The sequence below is a fragment of the Anaerocolumna aminovalerica genome (assembly GCF_900115365.1).
Lineage (GTDB): Bacteria > Bacillota > Clostridia > Lachnospirales > Lachnospiraceae > Anaerocolumna > Anaerocolumna aminovalerica.
Map to the genome: position 1 here is coordinate 123,988 of NZ_FOWD01000005.1, position 18,190 is coordinate 142,177.

At 34.4% G+C, this 18,190-nt stretch carries 13 protein-coding genes; 2 read left to right on the top strand and 11 right to left on the bottom strand.

Features of this window, described 5'->3' with window-relative positions:
• Positions 1 to 84: 84 nt before the first annotated feature.
• From BM183_RS04610 to BM183_RS04660, 11 genes are all read right to left on the bottom strand, one after another.
• Positions 85 to 1,437, bottom strand: a complete 1,353-nt coding sequence (locus BM183_RS04610) for an MATE family efflux transporter (protein WP_091684784.1) — start codon at positions 1,435 to 1,437, stop codon at positions 85 to 87.
• 950 nt (positions 1,438 to 2,387) lie between these two features.
• Positions 2,388 to 5,009, bottom strand: coding sequence for a pyruvate, phosphate dikinase (ppdK, locus tag BM183_RS04615; protein WP_091684786.1), 2,622 nt, complete (start codon positions 5,007 to 5,009; stop codon positions 2,388 to 2,390).
• A gap of 584 nt (positions 5,010 to 5,593) precedes the next feature.
• Positions 5,594 to 6,982 (bottom strand): glycine--tRNA ligase, encoded by a 1,389-nt coding sequence (locus tag BM183_RS04620; RefSeq protein WP_091684787.1) that lies wholly within the window; start codon positions 6,980 to 6,982, stop codon positions 5,594 to 5,596.
• 188 nt (positions 6,983 to 7,170) lie between these two features.
• A complete protein-coding gene (locus tag BM183_RS04625; protein WP_091684789.1) occupies positions 7,171 to 7,773 on the bottom strand; it encodes a hypothetical protein in 603 nt (200 codons plus the stop codon).
• An 81-nt stretch (positions 7,774 to 7,854) separates the two neighbouring features.
• Entirely contained in the window at positions 7,855 to 8,604 is a 750-nt protein-coding gene (gene recO / locus BM183_RS04630; protein ID WP_242960851.1) for a DNA repair protein RecO, read from the bottom strand.
• Positions 8,543 to 8,734, bottom strand: a complete 192-nt coding sequence (locus BM183_RS04635) for a hypothetical protein (RefSeq protein ID WP_091684792.1) — start codon at positions 8,732 to 8,734, stop codon at positions 8,543 to 8,545. Before BM183_RS04635 ends, recO begins: the two co-directional genes overlap by 62 nt.
• 187 nt (positions 8,735 to 8,921) lie before the next feature.
• Positions 8,922 to 9,830, bottom strand: coding sequence for a GTPase Era (era, locus tag BM183_RS04640; RefSeq protein ID WP_091684794.1), 909 nt, complete (start codon positions 9,828 to 9,830; stop codon positions 8,922 to 8,924).
• Positions 9,831 to 9,958: 128 nt separating this feature from the next.
• The gene (locus BM183_RS04645; RefSeq protein WP_091684796.1) at positions 9,959 to 12,904 is read right to left on the bottom strand and encodes an insulinase family protein; all 2,946 of its coding nucleotides are present in this window, start codon (positions 12,902 to 12,904) and stop codon (positions 9,959 to 9,961) included.
• Positions 12,905 to 13,048: 144 nt separating this feature from the next.
• Entirely contained in the window at positions 13,049 to 14,281 is a 1,233-nt protein-coding gene (locus tag BM183_RS04650) for a D-alanyl-D-alanine carboxypeptidase family protein (protein ID WP_170847890.1), read from the bottom strand.
• Positions 14,282 to 14,569: 288 nt separating this feature from the next.
• On the bottom strand, positions 14,570 to 15,403 hold the full coding sequence (locus BM183_RS04655; RefSeq protein WP_091684799.1) for a DUF4097 family beta strand repeat-containing protein: 834 nt from the start codon (positions 15,401 to 15,403) through the stop codon (positions 14,570 to 14,572).
• Positions 15,400 to 16,083 carry a LiaF transmembrane domain-containing protein gene (locus BM183_RS04660; RefSeq protein WP_091684801.1) on the bottom strand — a complete coding sequence of 228 codons (684 nt, stop codon included), beginning with the start codon at positions 16,081 to 16,083 and terminating at the stop codon, positions 15,400 to 15,402. Before BM183_RS04660 ends, BM183_RS04655 begins: the two co-directional genes overlap by 4 nt.
• 263 nt (positions 16,084 to 16,346) lie before the next feature.
• Here BM183_RS04660 and BM183_RS04665 point away from each other — a divergent pair, with 263 nt between their 5' ends.
• Positions 16,347 to 17,018: a response regulator transcription factor gene (locus BM183_RS04665; protein ID WP_091684802.1), complete on the top strand. Its 672-nt coding sequence runs from the start codon at positions 16,347 to 16,349 to the stop codon at positions 17,016 to 17,018.
• Between the two features lie 21 nt (positions 17,019 to 17,039).
• Entirely contained in the window at positions 17,040 to 18,050 is a 1,011-nt protein-coding gene (locus BM183_RS04670) for a sensor histidine kinase (protein ID WP_091684804.1), read from the top strand.
• The last annotated feature ends 140 nt before the right edge of the window (positions 18,051 to 18,190 follow it).

Below are 18,190 nucleotides of genomic sequence, written 5' to 3' on the forward strand. Positions count from 1 at the left end.
TCTTGCATTGCTTGTTTAGATATTTCAAAAACTTCTACCAACGTTATCAGCATATCCTTATTTGAAATACTGCTGCTCTCATCTTTACAAGGAAGTCTCTATACATTCTAATCTTTTTAATTTTATAATCTCTACCACGATATATACAATGGCAATAATAGATGCAATACCATCAGATAATGCATTGCTTATATAAATCCCCTTTACCCCAAGATTTGGTGCTAGTATTAAAATTGATGGAATAATAATAATACCATATCTTAAAAACGCTAAAACACTACTACGCTTGACTTTTCCAACAACCTGAAAATATTGCGAACTAATTGTTTGTAGTCCAATTAGAGGAAGCATGCTTAGATAAAATTTTATTCCAGCAGAAGTCAATTGTATTAACAGTATATCATCTGTGAACATGCTTACCAATAATTGAGGATATAATAAGACTACTAAGTACAAAAGAAAGGATAATAAAAACGAATAGAAAAGTGCTAATTCTAGCGATCTTCTAACCCTAGCATATAGTTTTGCTCCCCAATTATAACCGCAGATTGAGTTGTTACCTTGAACGATCCCTACAATTACCATATGGTAAAAACTATATATACTAGACATGATAGTTACAGCAGCAATATCTAAGTCAGTACCAAATTTAAGCAAATTATTATTTATATAAAAATTAACTACAGCTGCTAAAATTTGTACGTAAAAAGAAGGTAACCCCATCTTTAAGCTTTCTTTAATCAACTTAGCTTCATTTTTCACTTTTCTTATTTTAAGGTGAATGATAAAATCCGCTCTTTTAGAAAATACATAAATCACATAAATAGTTAATGTTGTTTGAGATATCACCGTTGCTATTGCTGCTCCTGCGATTCCTAATTTTAATCCAAATATAAAGATAGGATCTAATATAATATTGATTATTGATGTTATCACAATAATTTTCATTGAGATCTTGGATTGGCCAATAGAACGTAATGAATTATTTAAACAGTATCCGGGAATTCCTATGATTGAGCCAACAATAATAATAACAATATATTCTTTAGCATGAGGTAATACTTCTTTTGAAATTGCTAAGGAACGTAAAATAGGATCTAGAAAACTCATAAATATAATAACAAAACTAATCAAAAATAAGATAATATATTTAAGGGCTAAATATAAAATATCTTCAGCCTCTTCATTATTCCCCTCACCTAATTTAATGGATATCAAAGAGGAAGTTCCAATACCTATTAGTAATATAAATGCCATTTGAATAATCTGTATAGGCATGGTAATCCCTACTGCTGTTAATGCATATGAACTTAATTTACCTACATATATACGATCTACTATATTAAAAATTGCACTACTTAACATTCCAAGAATAGCTGGAAAGCTAAGTTGCCATAACAATCTAGATATTTTTTCACTTCCAAGATTCATTTTCATTTCTTCGCTCCAGCCTATAGTAACAAATTATATTCATAATCTTTTATATTAATTAGTCATAATGAAAAAAGTATATAATATATTCTCATAATAATCCAGTTGTTTTTTTATTATACAATTTCAATAAAAAATAATTTTCAACTTGTTTATACCCCCTGGTAGATTACTAGGTAAGTGGGTACAAACCAGGATCATGTCATCCACATCAAAAGATAACCAATTTGCACCATTACCCTCATGCCCAGGCTGTTATGATTTCTGCACATCCTAACCAAGGTTTACCATCCGGCCTTTTTCAGTTCCGTAGTCGAATGATCCAAAACAGGCCGTCCAAGTTGTAAATCCTATAATATGTCGGAATCGAAAGAATAAGAAGAAGGTAATACAATTTATAAAAAAGTAGAAAATGAGAAATAGAGAAAAGTGCTACAAGAATTATTGTTGTTGATAACATAGAAATACAAGTTGAATTTAGCGATAATGGAATCCACTTTTCGAACTTGTGTTCTGTTTTATGATATGGTATAATTTGTATAAGCAGTTATTATAACTGCCGGCAATCGTGTATAGGGTGGTTGGCCTTCATTCTACATAGAATGGAGGTGATGCATATGAACAATAAGTTTGATTTTAAAGACTTAATGCAATTTGGCATGTTCATTATAGCACTACTGACATTCATTTATTTAATATGTCGCTAATGTAAAAAACCTTCCCTGTACTTTGACCGAGTCCAGGAAGGTTTTTTAATTCAAACTTGGTCAACCACCCTGTGGCGATTGCCTTTCATATAATTATATTATAGCAGATTATTAAAATATAGCAAGTGTTAAAACTGTGTAACTTCTCTCAAAATATAACTTACATTTTATTTGCTTTGTCTGTATCCTTATCCCCCAGCCGCATGACGAAAAGCAGCCCAAAAAGGACTGCTTTTCTGTACATAGAAATTATTTATTGTTGAGTACTGCCTGAGCTGCTGCAAGTCTAGCAATTGGCACACGGTATGGTGAACAGGATACATAGTTCAAACCAACCTTATGGCAGAATTCGATAGTGGATGGATCTCCACCATGTTCTCCACAGATACCTAATTTTAAATTAGGGCTTGTTGAACGGCCTTTTTCAGCTGCCATTTGAACAAGTTGTCCAATACCTTCCTGGTCAAGTCTGGCAAATGGATCTGACTCGTAAATCTTGTTAGAGTAGTAAGAATCTAAGAACTTACCAGCATCATCACGAGAGAATCCGAATGTCATCTGAGTTAAGTCGTTTGTACCGAAGGAGAAGAATTCAGCTTCTTCTGCGATTTCGTTAGCAAGTAAGCATGCACGAGGGATTTCGATCATAGTACCAACCATGTACTTAATGTCAGAACCGTATTCAGCGATTACTTTTTCTGCTGTTTCAACAACAACATCTTTAACGAATTTTAATTCTCTCTTCTCACCAACTAATGGAATCATGATTTCAGGAACGATATCGTATCCTTTTTCATTCTTAACTTCAATAGCTGCTTCCATAACAGCTCTTGTCTGCATCTTAGCGATTTCTGGGTAAGTTACAGCAAGACGGCATCCTCTGTGTCCCATCATAGGGTTGAACTCATGTAAGGAATCGCAAGTAGCTTTTACTTCTTCCACAGTAAGACCCATATCATTTGCTAATTCTTTAATATCTTCTTCATTAGTAGGTACGAATTCATGTAATGGTGGATCTAAGAAACGGATTGTAACCGGTCTTCCTTCCATTGCTTCGTAAATACCTTTAAAGTCACCTTTTTGGAAAGGAATTAACTCTTCAAGAGCTGCTTCTCTTGCTTCCACTGTCTTAGAAAGAATCATCTTTCTAATCTTAGGAATTCTGTCTTCATTAAAGAACATATGCTCTGTACGGCAAAGACCGATACCTTCTGCACCAAATTTAACTGCGTTAGCAGCATCTTCTGGAGTATCAGCATTTGTTCTAACCTTTAATGTTCTGATTTCATCAGCCCATTGCATAAGTCTATCAAAGTTACCACTGATAGTAGCTTCTTCTGTTGGAAGATCTCCCACATAAATTTTACCGGTAGAACCATCTAAGGAAATGTAATCTCCTTCTTTGATTGTTTCTCCGCCAAGTGTAAAATATTTTGCTTCTTCATTGATCTTAATTTCACCGCAACCGGATACACAGCAAGTTCCCATACCACGAGCTACTACCGCTGCGTGAGAAGTCATACCACCACGTACTGTTAAAATACCCTCTGAAGCATGCATACCTTCAATGTCTTCCGGTGAAGTTTCCAGACGAACAAGAATAACTCTTTCGCCTTGATCATGATGTTCTTTCGCTTCATCAGCAGTAAAATATACTCTACCTGCTGCTGCACCAGGAGATGCAGGTAGTGCACTTCCGATAGGTGTTGCTGCTTTAAGAGCAGCCTGATCAAATGCTGGGTGTAGTAATTGATCCAGGGATTTCGCATCAATTCTCTTAACAGCTTCTTCTTTTGTTATCTTTCCTTCATCTACTAAATCGCAAGCGATTTTTAAAGCAGCTGCAGCTGTTCTCTTACCGTTACGAGTTTGTAAGAAGTAAAGTTTTTTATCTTCAATTGTGAATTCCATGTCTTGCATATCTTTGTAATGTTCTTCAAGTAAGTTTGCAATTCTCATGAATTCATCGTATACTTCCGGCATATCCTCATGTAGCCTTGTAATTGGCTGAGGAGTTCTGATACCTGCAACAACGTCTTCACCTTGTGCATTGATTAAGTATTCACCATAAATCTTAGCTTCACCAGTAGACGGGTTACGTGTAAATGCAACACCGGTTCCTGATGTATCACCCATGTTACCAAATACCATGGCTTGTACGTTAACAGCGGTTCCCCAATCTCCAGGAATGTCATTCATTCTTCTATAGTAGATTGCACGAGGGTTATCCCATGAGCGGAATACTGCTGTTATTGCTTCGATTAATTGTTCTGCTGGTTCCTGAGGGAAATCGGTTCCTTTTTCCTCTCTATATAATGCTTTAAATTGTGCAATAACATCTTTTAAATCTTCTGCTGTAAGGTCATTATCATAATGAACACCTTTTTTTTCTTTGATCTCATCTAAAACTCTTTCGAATTTAGATTTACTGATTTCCATAACTACGTCAGAGAACATTTGAATAAATCTTCTGTAGGAATCGTATGCAAATCTGGAATTACCAGTTTTCTTTGCAAAACCTTCTACAGCCACATCATTTAGGCCTAAGTTAAGGATAGTATCCATCATACCCGGCATAGAAGCTCTTGCACCAGAACGAACAGATACTAATAAAGGATTTTCTGTATCTCCGAATTTTTTGCCTTGTTGTTCTTCAAGATTTCTTAAAGCATCAAAGATTTGACCTTTAATTTCGTCTGATATAGTTTTATTATTGTTATAATAATCTGTACACGCTTCTGTTGTAACAGTAAAACCTTGTGGAATAGGAAGTCCTAAATTAGTCATTTCAGCTAAGTTAGCTCCTTTACCACCAAGCAGATTTTTCATATCTGCTTTACCTTCTTTAAACAAATATACCCATTTTGCCATTTTAGTCTTTTTACCTCCTAAAATATCTGTTAATTGTTTGACTTATCGTCGACATCCAACATTATAACACATGTTACATAAATAAGGGAAGATATTTTTATCTTTTTCATCGATTTTATAAAGATAAAATTGACTATTGACAAAATTCCTTGTAAATATGCCCTCTTAAAGGCATTTTTCATAAGTTATTTTATCTTTATAAATTTTAGGTCAGATCAATATTATACAGGTTTTCTGCAATATCGTTAAATCTTAGATTTTATAAACTCAAAAGTTCCAACATTACCTTATACTGAAACGAGTTATAAAAATGTAAAAACTCAACTAAAACTTAGATATATACAGTTTTGCAAATATTTTAATCTAATTTCTAGGGAAAATTAGTATTATCTATTTCGTTTAAATTCTCACCAAAATACAAAAAACACCTCGAAAATTTATAGATTATCTGTAAAAGCAGGCAAAACAGCATTAGAATAGAGAATGCCACTGCACATTTGCACAGCTCCTTACAGATTTTATATAAATATCCGGGGTGTTCTTATAATTTCAATAACTGAATATTACAATATCATCTTAATATATTAAAATTCAAATTTCTGTTCAAAATAAGCCTTTAAATCCGCTATTTTAATGCGTTCCTGTTCCATTGTATCACGGTCACGAATGGTTACGGCTTGGTCTTCTACTGATTCAAAGTCATAAGTAATGCAGAATGGAGTACCAATTTCATCTTGTCTTCTATAACGTTTACCAATATTACCTCTGTCATCAAATTCACAGTTATAATATTTAGATAATTCTTGATATATTTTTTCTGCCCCTTCAGAGAGTTTCTTGGATAATGGTAATACACCAATCTTAACCGGCGCTAATGCAGGATGGAAATGTAGAACCGTACGAACATCTCCTTCCCCAATTTCTTCTTCATCATATGCACCGCAAAGGAATGCCAGTGTTACACGGTCAGCACCCAATGATGGCTCTACTACATAAGGCACGTATTTAATCTTCTTTTCATCATCAAAATAGCTCATATCTTCTTTGGATACGTTTTGATGTTGTGTTAAGTCATAATCCGTTCTGTCGGCAATACCCCATAATTCACCCCATCCAAATGGGAATAGGTATTCGATATCCGTAGTAGCTTTACTATAGAAAGAAAGTTCTGCTGCTTCGTGGTCACGGACTCTCATTTCTTCTTCTTTCATTCCAAGTGATTTCAACCAGTCAATACAGAATTGTTTCCAGTATGCAAACCATTCCAGATCCGTATCCGGTTCACAGAAGAATTCTAATTCCATTTGTTCGAACTCTCTTGTACGGAATGTAAAGTTACCAGGTGTGATTTCATTACGAAATGATTTACCGATTTGTCCAATACCAAATGGTATTTTCTTTCTTGAGGTTCTTTGTACATTTTTAAAGTTAACAAAGATACCCTGTGCTGTTTCCGGCCTTAAATATACTACATTCTTTGCATCTTCTGTAACACCCTGGAAGGTTTTGAACATAAGATTAAATTGACGTATATCTGTAAAGTTATGTTTCCCACAAGTTGGGCATGGTATGTTATGTTCAGCAATATATTTGGACATATCTTCATGACTCCAAGCGTCCACAGAGCCTTCTAATGTAAGATTATTATCATGAGCATAATCTTCTATGATTTTATCAGCACGGAATCTTTCATGGCATTCTTTACAATCCATTAAAGGATCAGAGAAACTGCCAAGATGTCCGGAAGCTACCCATGTTTGGGGATTCATAAGGATTGCACAGTCAACACCTACATTATAAGGATTCTCCTGTATGAATTTTTTCCACCATGCTTTTTTTACATTGTTCTTCAATTCAACGCCTAAGTTGCCGTAATCCCAGGTATTTGCCAATCCTCCGTATATTTCTGAACCCGGATATACAAATCCTCTGGCCTTTGCTAAGGCAACAATTTTCTCCATTGTTTTTTCCATCTTAACCTCGATTCTGGTACTTTAGCACCTTTATAATAGTGAAAGCGATTTGTGCTCTGACACAAATTGCCGGTTTGAAAAAAGCTTGCTTTTTTCAAACTACTTTCATTCCTTTCAATAATTTATCTAACTTCGAGCTTAGAAATTAATCTACCTAAATAAGCTCTCAGAATGACAGATAGTATACGTTATGGTTTATATACAATGACGGAAGCACCCTCCGGTGCTGTTTGTATGGTGCGGGAATTCACTAATATGCAATTTGCATAATATTTAATTGTTCCTTCAACCATTAGATCTACACTGTCATTTATCATAACAACTTTATACTTTTCATTCTTTAGTGCTTCCTCTTTTTTTACATAAGAGCCGTTATCTTCTTTAACAAATACATCGGGAAGTTCTAAGTTGCTGCCCGAAAGAGCATCCAGACCCATAGTAACTGCTTCTACCTTATTAAACGCTCCATAAGTATCCAGGTTTTGATAGGTTAATATAAGAACGGCAGTTTCTCCGTTCATCTCCAGGGAATCTATGGTAATTGCAGTTTCCGATCCTAAAGATTTATTAAATTTGTTGATTTCTTTTGTTATAAAGTTGTTTAACGCATCCAAACTGTAGTACTCTTTACTAAATTCTTCTACCGTTGCCGCCTGTACCGTCCCGTCCCTTTTGATTACAACGGTATTAACCTCTGCATCCTTGGTATTTAACTTTATATCTTTTCTTTTACAACCAGCCAATAAGATAAGTGCTAAGGCAAGAATTGTATAAAGAATCTTCTTCTTCATAAAATGCTCCTCCATCCAGACTTAAAAATAGTTTTCTATCATTGTAACCTTAAAATTAATATATTTCAACTAGATTTTATATCAGAATAATTTCTCCAAGATTTCTAGAGATTTCATCTTTTTGTCTATGTAGTATTCCTTATAGCTGTTCATACACTGTTTCAGTTCTTCTAATACTTCATTTGAAACAGTAAAGGTATACAATTTTTCAATGGAAGAGGTTATGATGTATTGCATAGTGTAGATGGCAGAGGAACTTAATCTTATGTTTTTTCCAAGGATCTCTCCATGCCGGCAGTCCTTACAGATAAGCCCCCCCTCTTTACTGTTAAAGAAATAATAGTCTTCTTCTTTTCCACATTTCACACATTGAAATACTTGGGGAGCCACTCCATGGATAACTAAAATTTTTAATTCAAAAATATATCGGACCAGGCTTTTTCCAATAGATTCCATAGTTAATGCCCGAAGGGATTGATATAAAAGTTTTAAAATCTCCGTCCCGTCTTCATTTTCATGAGTAAAATAATCCGCCAGTTCACAGAAATAAATTCCAAAATAGGCCGCTTCTATGTCATTTCTTAATGTTTCAAAGTAATTTGATATATTGACAGATATTAAGTTGTAAGAAGTCCTTCCTTCATATAGAGAAAATTCTCCAAAGGAAAAAGGTTGACTACATGCCAAAAAGGCACTACTTGGTTTTCTAGCGCCTTTTGCAAATGCAGTTATTTTTCCACGTTCCTTGGTTAAAATAACCAAACGTTTATCATAATCTCCAATTGGCATGGCTGATAAAACCATCCCTATCATAGGTGTTGCCATCATCATTACAACCACCTTCTTTTATATCCTTTCGTCTATAGCCTGCAGCATCTTCCATAGTACAAGCCGTATAGTTTAAATAATCAAGAATGGATCCGGTTTCTTCGAATTTTTTCCAATAATATGATTGATTCATCTAAAATCCCCCTAACTGTAAATAATAAGTGTAATACTTAAGTTCCTAATAATAGTTTATCCAACCATTTTTATTCTAAACTAATAAAAATATACCAATATCCTATTTTACGTAAGGGGTAATACTAATATCCTTTAGCCTATGGAACTTTGACGTATATTAGTATAATTAAGCGTTCCATTAAAAACTACAGTTCTGATTTGTTATATCCATAGTTTTTAATTAAGAAGTCACTGTCTCTCCAGTCTTTTTTCACTTTTACCCAGAGTTGCAGATTCACCCGCATATCAAGAAGGTTCTCTATCTCCTGCCTTGCCTGCATTCCGATTTGTTTTAATTTTTCACCTTTTTTACCTATGATAATTCCTTTATGGGAATCTCTTTCACAAATAATGGTGGCATCAATATCTACAAGTCCACCACCCGGTCTTTCTTTCATTCTATCAATTGCTACCGCAATGCCGTGAGGTATCTCATCGCCTAAAAGTCTTAAAGCCTTTTCTCTTACCAGTTCTGCTGCAATCTGTCTTTCAGGTTGATCTGTAATAACATCCTCATCAAAATATCTGGGGCCTTCCGGTAAATATTTGAATATAGACTGAATCAATTCTTTCGTATTATCTCCTTTTAAAGCAGATACAGGCACTATATCAGCAAAGGAATGAACATCTTTATAGGCATCTATAAATTTTAAAATCTCCTCTTTCTTTACTGTATCCACTTTATTAATGACCAGAATAACGGTTGTTTTTACTTTGCTTAATTGATCTATTATATGTTTTTCTCCAGCACCAATAAAAGTGGTAGGTTCAACCAGCCAAAGTATCACATCCACCTCTTTTAAAGTTCTCTCTGCTACAGATACCATGTATTCTCCCAGCTTATTTTTCGCTTTGTGTATCCCTGGGGTATCAATGAAGATAATCTGTCCTTGTTCTGCGGTATAAACGGTCTGTATTCGGTTTCTTGTGGTTTGAGGCTTATTGGAAGTAATGGCAATCTTTTGACCAATCAAATAGTTCATTAATGTGGATTTTCCCACATTGGGTCTTCCAATAAGGGTAACAAAACCGGATTTATATTCATTTTTTTTCATATGTTGTTTCTTTACTCCTTTTTATCTGCCATTCCAAAACATAAATTCAACAGACTGAATTTACGTTTTAAAATGACCTGTTGTCTATAAATTCCTGCTTTAAAAACCAGTGTTTATAGACTTTTCTTTTAACTAAGAGTCTTTATTTCTATAAATAAGTCTCTATTTTCTTCAATTTTCTTTTCATTTCCAATGACACAGATATTACCCTCATCAACAATAGCTCTAATGATATCGGAAAGTTCCCGGATATCTTCCATAGTAACATTTATGATTTCATCTCTTTGCTTTTGAATATCTTCCATGGTCATACCGGTTAAATAGGCTGCCATAGATGTATTTCCTTTAATGCGGGGTGTGCGTGGTGTGTCAATTCCACTGATGGTACCAATAATATACTTGGTCATATCTCTCTCGTCTGCAGTAAAATTCTTTACATATTCATAAGCTTTTTCATAAATATCGTTAGTCTCTTTTATATTCGGATCCCTGTATGAAGTAAAATAACCATTACCGCTGATATTAGAGAAACCGCACATGCAGCCATAGGCTCCACCCTTAACCCTGATGTTATTCCAAAGATAATCATAACTCATTATTACCTTTAGAACTTCTAATGCACCTGTATATTGATAGCCTGCTTTTATGAAGTTTCCGGTCCGGGCTACATATTGGACCTGACTGGAAGTTTTAAATCCTTCATTTAATCTACGTAATTCAAAATGATCTTCTTTAGCCTCTATTGGTTCCTTTTTTAATTGCTCTACAAAAGGCAGAAGTTTTCCTGTTAATGTTTTAAGTCCCTCTTCGTCAGAAGTAAAGCTGATGATCAGATTCTCTTTTCTAAAGATATAAATCATTAAGTCTTGAAGCTTTTTAATTAAGTCGGCAACTTCTTCTTTATAATTTTTCTCTATTTTTTCAATAAACTTTAGATATGATATACCGCTGCATTCCTCATTAAAGCGGGCAGATTCTGAAAAGTATGACGTAGCACGGTTGACAGCTGCAATATGTCCTGCTGAATTTATTCGCATTTGCAGTCTGGATTTTACTTCCGAAATAATTTCAAGAAGGCGTTTTTCATCATCTAAATTGGTAAAGCTGATTATCTCTTTTAATAAGTCAAAGGCATTGTCCATTTCGTCATATAATACTTTTACATCAATCTGAAAGGCAGGTAAATATTCCAAAGGACTTCCCTTCTTGCCATAGGCTGCTACATCAGATGTAATACCTCCAGTATGAATATTAATCTCATTAGCAAGTTCTAAAAAGCTATAATGTTCTGTATCAATATAGCCTAAAACCGTTGAAAGCAGGCCGGTATATGGAATTAATTCTTTAGGAACCCCGCTTAAATCAAAGATCAAACGCATATAAGCAATACCATTGGTAAATACATTATGATGAGTAAGGGGTATTCCGTCAATTACGATTTCATCGTTATAGATTGGTTGGGCCTTTTCACCAATATCTTCACGGCTCAACATTGGTATCTTCTCCACATCTTCTTTGGAGGACGGTTCTTCCTGATATTCTTTCAAATGTTTGGTATCTTCAATAATCTTATTGATTTCTTCCTGAGTAAAGCCTGCCTTGTAATTAGCCAGCTTTTCTCTTAACTCTTCTTCTCTTCGGGCAGATAAACCAGCTTGTGGTTTTAAAGTCACCAATGAAATATGATCATTATTTAATAAATAATCTACGATTAGCTTAGTATAATAGTCCGTCCCGATTTTATCTTTTAAGAACTGAAAAACTTTATTAGCGTTTAATAATGTAAAGGGCCTGTTATCATCATATAACCAGCTGCTTAACATTTGAATTCCATACATTAATCCCTTAGGAAATTGTCCGAAATCCGCTTCCCTATATTTAAATTCATAATAGTTAATGGCAGCTTTAATGGACTTTTCATCCAATCCGTCACGTACCAACTGTTCCAGTGTAGTTCGTATTAAAGAAGCAAATAATTCTTTTTGCTCCAATTCTGCATTCTTTGCAATAATGGAGAAGGTAGGCTGAAAGATATTGTTATCATAACTGCTGAATACATCCTTACCAATTCCAGCATCTAAAAGAGCTTGCTTTAACGGTGCTCCCGGTGCCGATAGAAGAACATAATCAAGAATCTGCATAGCCATGCCTAAATCTTTGTCAAGACTGGTTCCAATAGACATATTATAGCTTAGATACGTATTATTAACCGTACTTTCATTTTCACTTAAAGGATAAAACATCTCTACATCATTTATCCTTCCAAAAGGATGCTGATAACGAATCTCCGAATCTATAGCCTTCTCATCAAAGTGCTGTAGATATTCTGTGTCTATCCAATTTAGTTTTTCTTCAACTTCCATATTTCCGTATAAATATATATAACTATTGGAAGGATGATAGTATTTCTTATGAAAATCTAAAAATTCTTCATAGGACAGTTCCGGAATATGTTTTGGGTCACCCCCTGATTCTACTCCGTAAGCGTTATCCGGAAACAGAGAATTTTGAATGGTTCTAAATAACAGTTGTTCCGGCGAAGAAAAAGCACCTTTCATTTCGTTATAAACAACACCATTATATTTTAATTCTCCATCTTCACTTTCTAATTCGTAATGCCATCCTTCCTGCTTAAATATCTCTTCTCTTTGATAGATATTGGGATAAAATACAGCATCCAGATATACATGAATCAAATTTTGAAAGTCCTTATCGTTACAGCTTGCCACCGGATATATTGTCTTATCCGGATAAGTCATTGCGTTTAAAAAAGTGTTTAATGAACCCTTTGTCAACTCTATAAAGGGATCTTTGGCAGGGAATTTTTTAGAACCGCATAATACGGAATGCTCAATAATATGAGGTACACCAGTACTATTAAAGGGCGGTGTTCGAAAACCAATAGAAAACACCTTATTATCATCATCATTGGTAATTACGGCAACTCTGGCGCCGGTTTTTTTATGTTTAAAGAGTAGTCCCAAACTATTAATGTCTACTAGGTCTTCTTCTTTCAATAACTCATAACCAGTTAATTCACTTAACTCTTTACTGCTTTTCAGATTCTTAGCCATGATTTTTCCTCCTTATATACTTACCAGTAACTAACTATACTGCATGATTTTGCATATTAGTTATCTGGTTATTATAACATAACCTTCTATTATTGTCATGAGAAAGATGATGACAATATCCTTTACATGAGGCTGAGACAATAATTAATGTTCTATGCCGTATTTGAGTAAAGTTATAGAATCTTCCCATCTTCCGGACGCAGTAGAGTTCATGATAACGCTGATAAATTGTTTATCCTCTTTTTCTGCCGCCGATACCAAACATCTTCCGGCCAAAGAACTGGATCCTGTTTTTAAGCCAATGGCATATTTATAAAATGCTCCGCTGCCATTTACAACTAATTTATTGGTTGACTTCCAAGTTACATCTTCACCGCTTAAAAATATATTTCTTGCTCTTTCTTTTTCTGTTATTTCACGGATAATATCCACCTTTATTGCTTCCAGAGAGATTATACCCATATCATAGGCAGTAGTATACTGTCCTTCCGCATCATACCCGTCAGGGTTCTTAAAATGAGTGTCTTTTAGACCAAGTTCTTTGACTTTTTCATTCATTTTATCTACAAAGGCATTTACAGCCCTTTTGGCATCTGCCGATTTATCTTTTAAAATAATTCTCCCGCCGTGGGCTGCCAAAGCATACGCCGCATCGTTACCCGAAGGTATTAACATACCCTCAAGAAGCATTTGTACGGTTAGCCTTTCACCCTCCTGCAGATAAGCACGACTGGAATCCGAGGCAATTAATTGAATTTCCTCCCCTACCTTCACAGTATCATTAAGGTTACAAAGCTCCAAAATAACAAGGGCAGTCATTAGTTTAGTGGTACTTGCCGGATAAACCGGTGTGGTAGCGTTCTTATGATACAACACCTTCCCTTTTTTACAATCAATAAGAATAGCACTTTCTGCATCAATAGAAATAGATGGATTTTTTATATTCAGAGCTATTTTGGGAGAAGAATTCGCCTCCACGCTTGGCTCTTCCCATCCTGAAGCACTTAATCCGTCTGCATTGGCATAAAATCCGTCTTCTATGTTTTTTTCTGTAAATTCGCGGGAAGATTCAATCTCTTTTTCCCCCACTCTGTTTCTTTCCGATTCCGGTATGGAATTCGCCATATCGGAATTTTCCCTATGGGAATCCTCTAAATAGGAGGTTCCATTGGAGGTCTTATCTGTTTTCTGGTTAGAATTGGCTTTATCCTGTAGTATATGACTGATTTCTTTATAAGATAAATCTTGAGATTTTTCCAGATCTTTTTCAGCACTTTCCTCGATGGTATACTGTATAGTTTTTATCAGCATGGTTCCAAAAATTGCACCTAACCCTACAACCAGTACTGTTCCAATAATGAATACCGTTTTTTTCACGATTACGCCCATCCCTTAATTTTTGTTTCAATAAAATTGAGTATGCTTAAATCTATATTAATTATTATTATTCTCTTTATAGCCAATTTATATTATTCTATTATTTATTTCCAGTAATCGCAATAGTATTCTTTTTGTAATTTTAAAAAATTTAAGAGTCTGCCCAAAATAATAAACTGTCAATCAGAGAACACTTTATCGAAGCATCTCATATTCATATTAGATGCCTCTCCAATTCAACTTCGTGAATTGTTCTCTGAATGACAGTTTTTTCATATTATTAATAGATTATTCAAAATTTATATTGATGTCTCCTACTCCCCCATCAATATCCATGAAGTTTTTTGCATTTAAGCTATTCCAGTTTATATTGGAGTATTTTTCTCCATTAATCTTGATATTTCCAAGACCTTTTTCTACTTTTATTTTGTAGTCATCGATTGTTCCTTTTAAATCCAAGTCAACATTACCTACACCACAATCTATATCAGTTTTTCCTGATAAGGTTCCCTCAATATCAACATTTCCTAGGCCTGAATCGATAGTAGTGTCATTTAATACAACCTGTTTAAAATTAATATTTCCTACACCGCCATCAATATCTACTGTATGGGCAATAATATTATTACCCCGTATATTTCCGGCTCCCCCATTGATCTCTAATTCCTTGGTCTCCAGATCTTCAATGTTTACATCACCGGCTCCTGCATCGATTATGAATCGTTCTGCAACAAAACCTTCCGGTAGATATACTGTTATATCGGATTTAAAGTTACCATCGAACCAATTCCAGAACCAATATCTTGTTTTATTTTTTAAAGTTAGAGTCCCATTAAAACTTTTTTCAATAGTATAGTATTCACTTACATTCTTTGCAATTATTTCCACCTTATCACTGTCTCCAGTTCGAACTTTAAGAGTTCCAACCCCATGATCTATGGATATACTTGTTATATCATCAAAGGATTTGTTAATATCTACAGCATCTCCCCTTGTTGCAACTCCGTTAAATACACCAGTTAAAGCAAATATACCCGTTGCAATTCCTCCAATTATCGTAACAGTAAGGAATATTGCAAATCCCATAGCCAGATACTTGATTACTTTTTGAAATTCATTCATTTTATATCCATCCCTCCAAACATACACGTTGAGTTAATAAAGATAGTTGGTGCATTCATATCAACGATTGTGGGGGCTTTGTTGTCAACTCCTCCGAAGATAGGGACATTAGATACTTTTACTTTTACGTTGGAAGGAACAAATATATCAATTCCTCCAAATATTGCAGTTGCGTTGATTACAATATCCTCATCAATAATGGCATTTCTTAAATCCAGCTCAACTCCCCCAAAGATTGCATTAATTGTTGTTCCCAGAAATTTTTCTCCTACTATCTGATGTCTGCTTCCGGAGAAAACAGCAGTATACTCTGAGGAACCGCCTTGGTATGTTGGGTTGCTACTTCTGCTATTTTCTCCTATGTGGAAAAAATTCTTAAATATCATGCTTAATCCTATAAATACGAAGATAACCGGCACGATTAATTTTCCAAAGACTTCAAAGCTAAAAAAGTCTTGAATGGATAACAGTAATAGTATGCCAATGGTCAGTACAATAAGGGATGAAGTACGGAAACCATTTTGAAAAATACTAATCAAACTGGGAACAATAATGAATAAAGTCCACCATCCATCAAAAAATATATTAAACTTCCATAGATGAAATGCATTTCCGGCAATTATGATACCAATTAGTATAAAAAATACTCCCCATAATGCATTCGATATTTTGTTTCTCATATATTAAAACCTCCCAAATGCTATTTTTTTATTATTGTTTCTATATGTATCATACTTTATCACCTACCCATTAACAAGTTACATTTGTCATATTGTTTGGCTGAAAAATGTCACAACTATTAATCAATACCAATGCTTGCTTGAGGGTTTATTATGGAATATAATATTTAAAAGGTACTAAGTGCCAGAATCGAGGTTAGGTTGAGAAACAAGTTTTTAGTTACATTTTACATCATATTAAAATAAATCTAGGAGGTATGCTATTGTATAAAATATTAATTGTGGAAGATGATACAATCATTGCAAAAGCAATGAAGAAACATGTGGAGACATGGGGGTATGAAGCAGAATATGTGACTGATTTTAAAGATGTTCTTTCAAAATTTGTTTCTTTTCAACCCCAGTTAGTACTATTGGATATTTCTTTACCCTTTTATAATGGCTTCTATTGGTGCAGTGAAATCAGAAAGGTATCTAAAGTCCCCATTATTTTCATCTCCTCAGCTTCTGATAATATGAATATTGTTATGGCTATGAATATGGGTGGAGATGATTTTATAGCCAAGCCATTTGATTTATCTGTTCTAATGGCAAAGATACAGGCAATGTTACGGCGAACTTATGATTTTGCCGGACAGTCTACTCTTATTGAACACAAAGGAGCTATTCTGGATACCAGCGATGCTACCTTAACTTATAACGGTGAAAAAATTGATCTAACAAAGAATGATAACCGTATTTTACAAATTCTCATGGAGAATAAGGGTAAAATCGTAAGCAGGGATTCCATTATGACGAAACTATGGGAAACGGATGATTATATAGATGATAATACCCTGACTGTTAATATGACAAGAATTCGTAAAAAGCTTGAATCTATTGGTTTAACTGACTTTATATTAACCAGAAAAGGTATTGGCTATATAATTGAATAATTAGAAAGGGATGGGCATTAAATGGATGTAAACACTCCAACCTTGTTTTTAACTTATATCCGTCAGCATATAAAAACTTTTATTACTTTTATATTATTTGGCATCATATTTATAGTCGTTTTATTTCTTTATAATCTGCCGGTGGAACCGGTTTTGTACGCTGCTTTTTTATGTATGATAATCAGCATAATCTTTTTTATGGCGGATTTTATACATTATTATAGAAAGCATGAATTACTGCTTCAATTGCAAAATCAGGTTACACTAAACATAGATGATCTCCCTCGAGCTAAGTCTTTGTTAGAAAAAGACTACCAGGAATTAATTAAGATTCTTTTTATTGATAAAACATCCCTTGTTTCTGAGGCAGATGCTGCAAGAAATGACCTGATTGATTATTACACTTTGTGGGTTCACCAGATTAAAACACCTATTTCTGCTATGAGGCTTCTTCTGCAATCCGAAGAAAATACTCAGAACTCAGAACTTTCATTGGAACTGTTTAAGATTGAACAATATGTGGAAATGGTCCTTCAATATCTGCGCCTAAACAGTTACTCTTCTGATTTCATATTTAAAAAATGGGATCTTGACGAGATTGTTCGGCAAGCAGTCCGCAAATATGCCAAGATGTTTATAGGTCACAAAATCAGTCTGAATTACACAGAACTGAATTGTCAGGTATTAACGGATGAAAAATGGCTGGTATTTGTAATTGAGCAGCTCCTGTCTAACGCTTTAAAATATACGAAAGAAGGCAGTATATCTATTTATATGGAGAATACGGATAGCAAAACCCTGGTTATTGAAGATACCGGCATAGGCATAGCACCGGAAGATTTACCCCGGGTCTTTGAAAAAGGATATACCGGCTATAATGGACATGCCGATAAAAAATCCACTGGAATTGGATTGTATTTGTGTAAGCGGATAGTAAAAAATTTATCACATACCATAGAGATTCAGTCTCAGGTTGGGAAAGGTACAAAGGTTAAAATTTGTCTGGATCACGTTAATATATTATTTGAATAATTTTAACTTGGTAAATCCCCCAAAAAATCAGCTCAATAACCTATATATCCAAGGACGTAAATACCCTTAGCTTTTCTGTCTGATATTTTGAAGGTTTTATAATCGAATTAAGTTTAATAATTTAATCTTACAAAAATGTA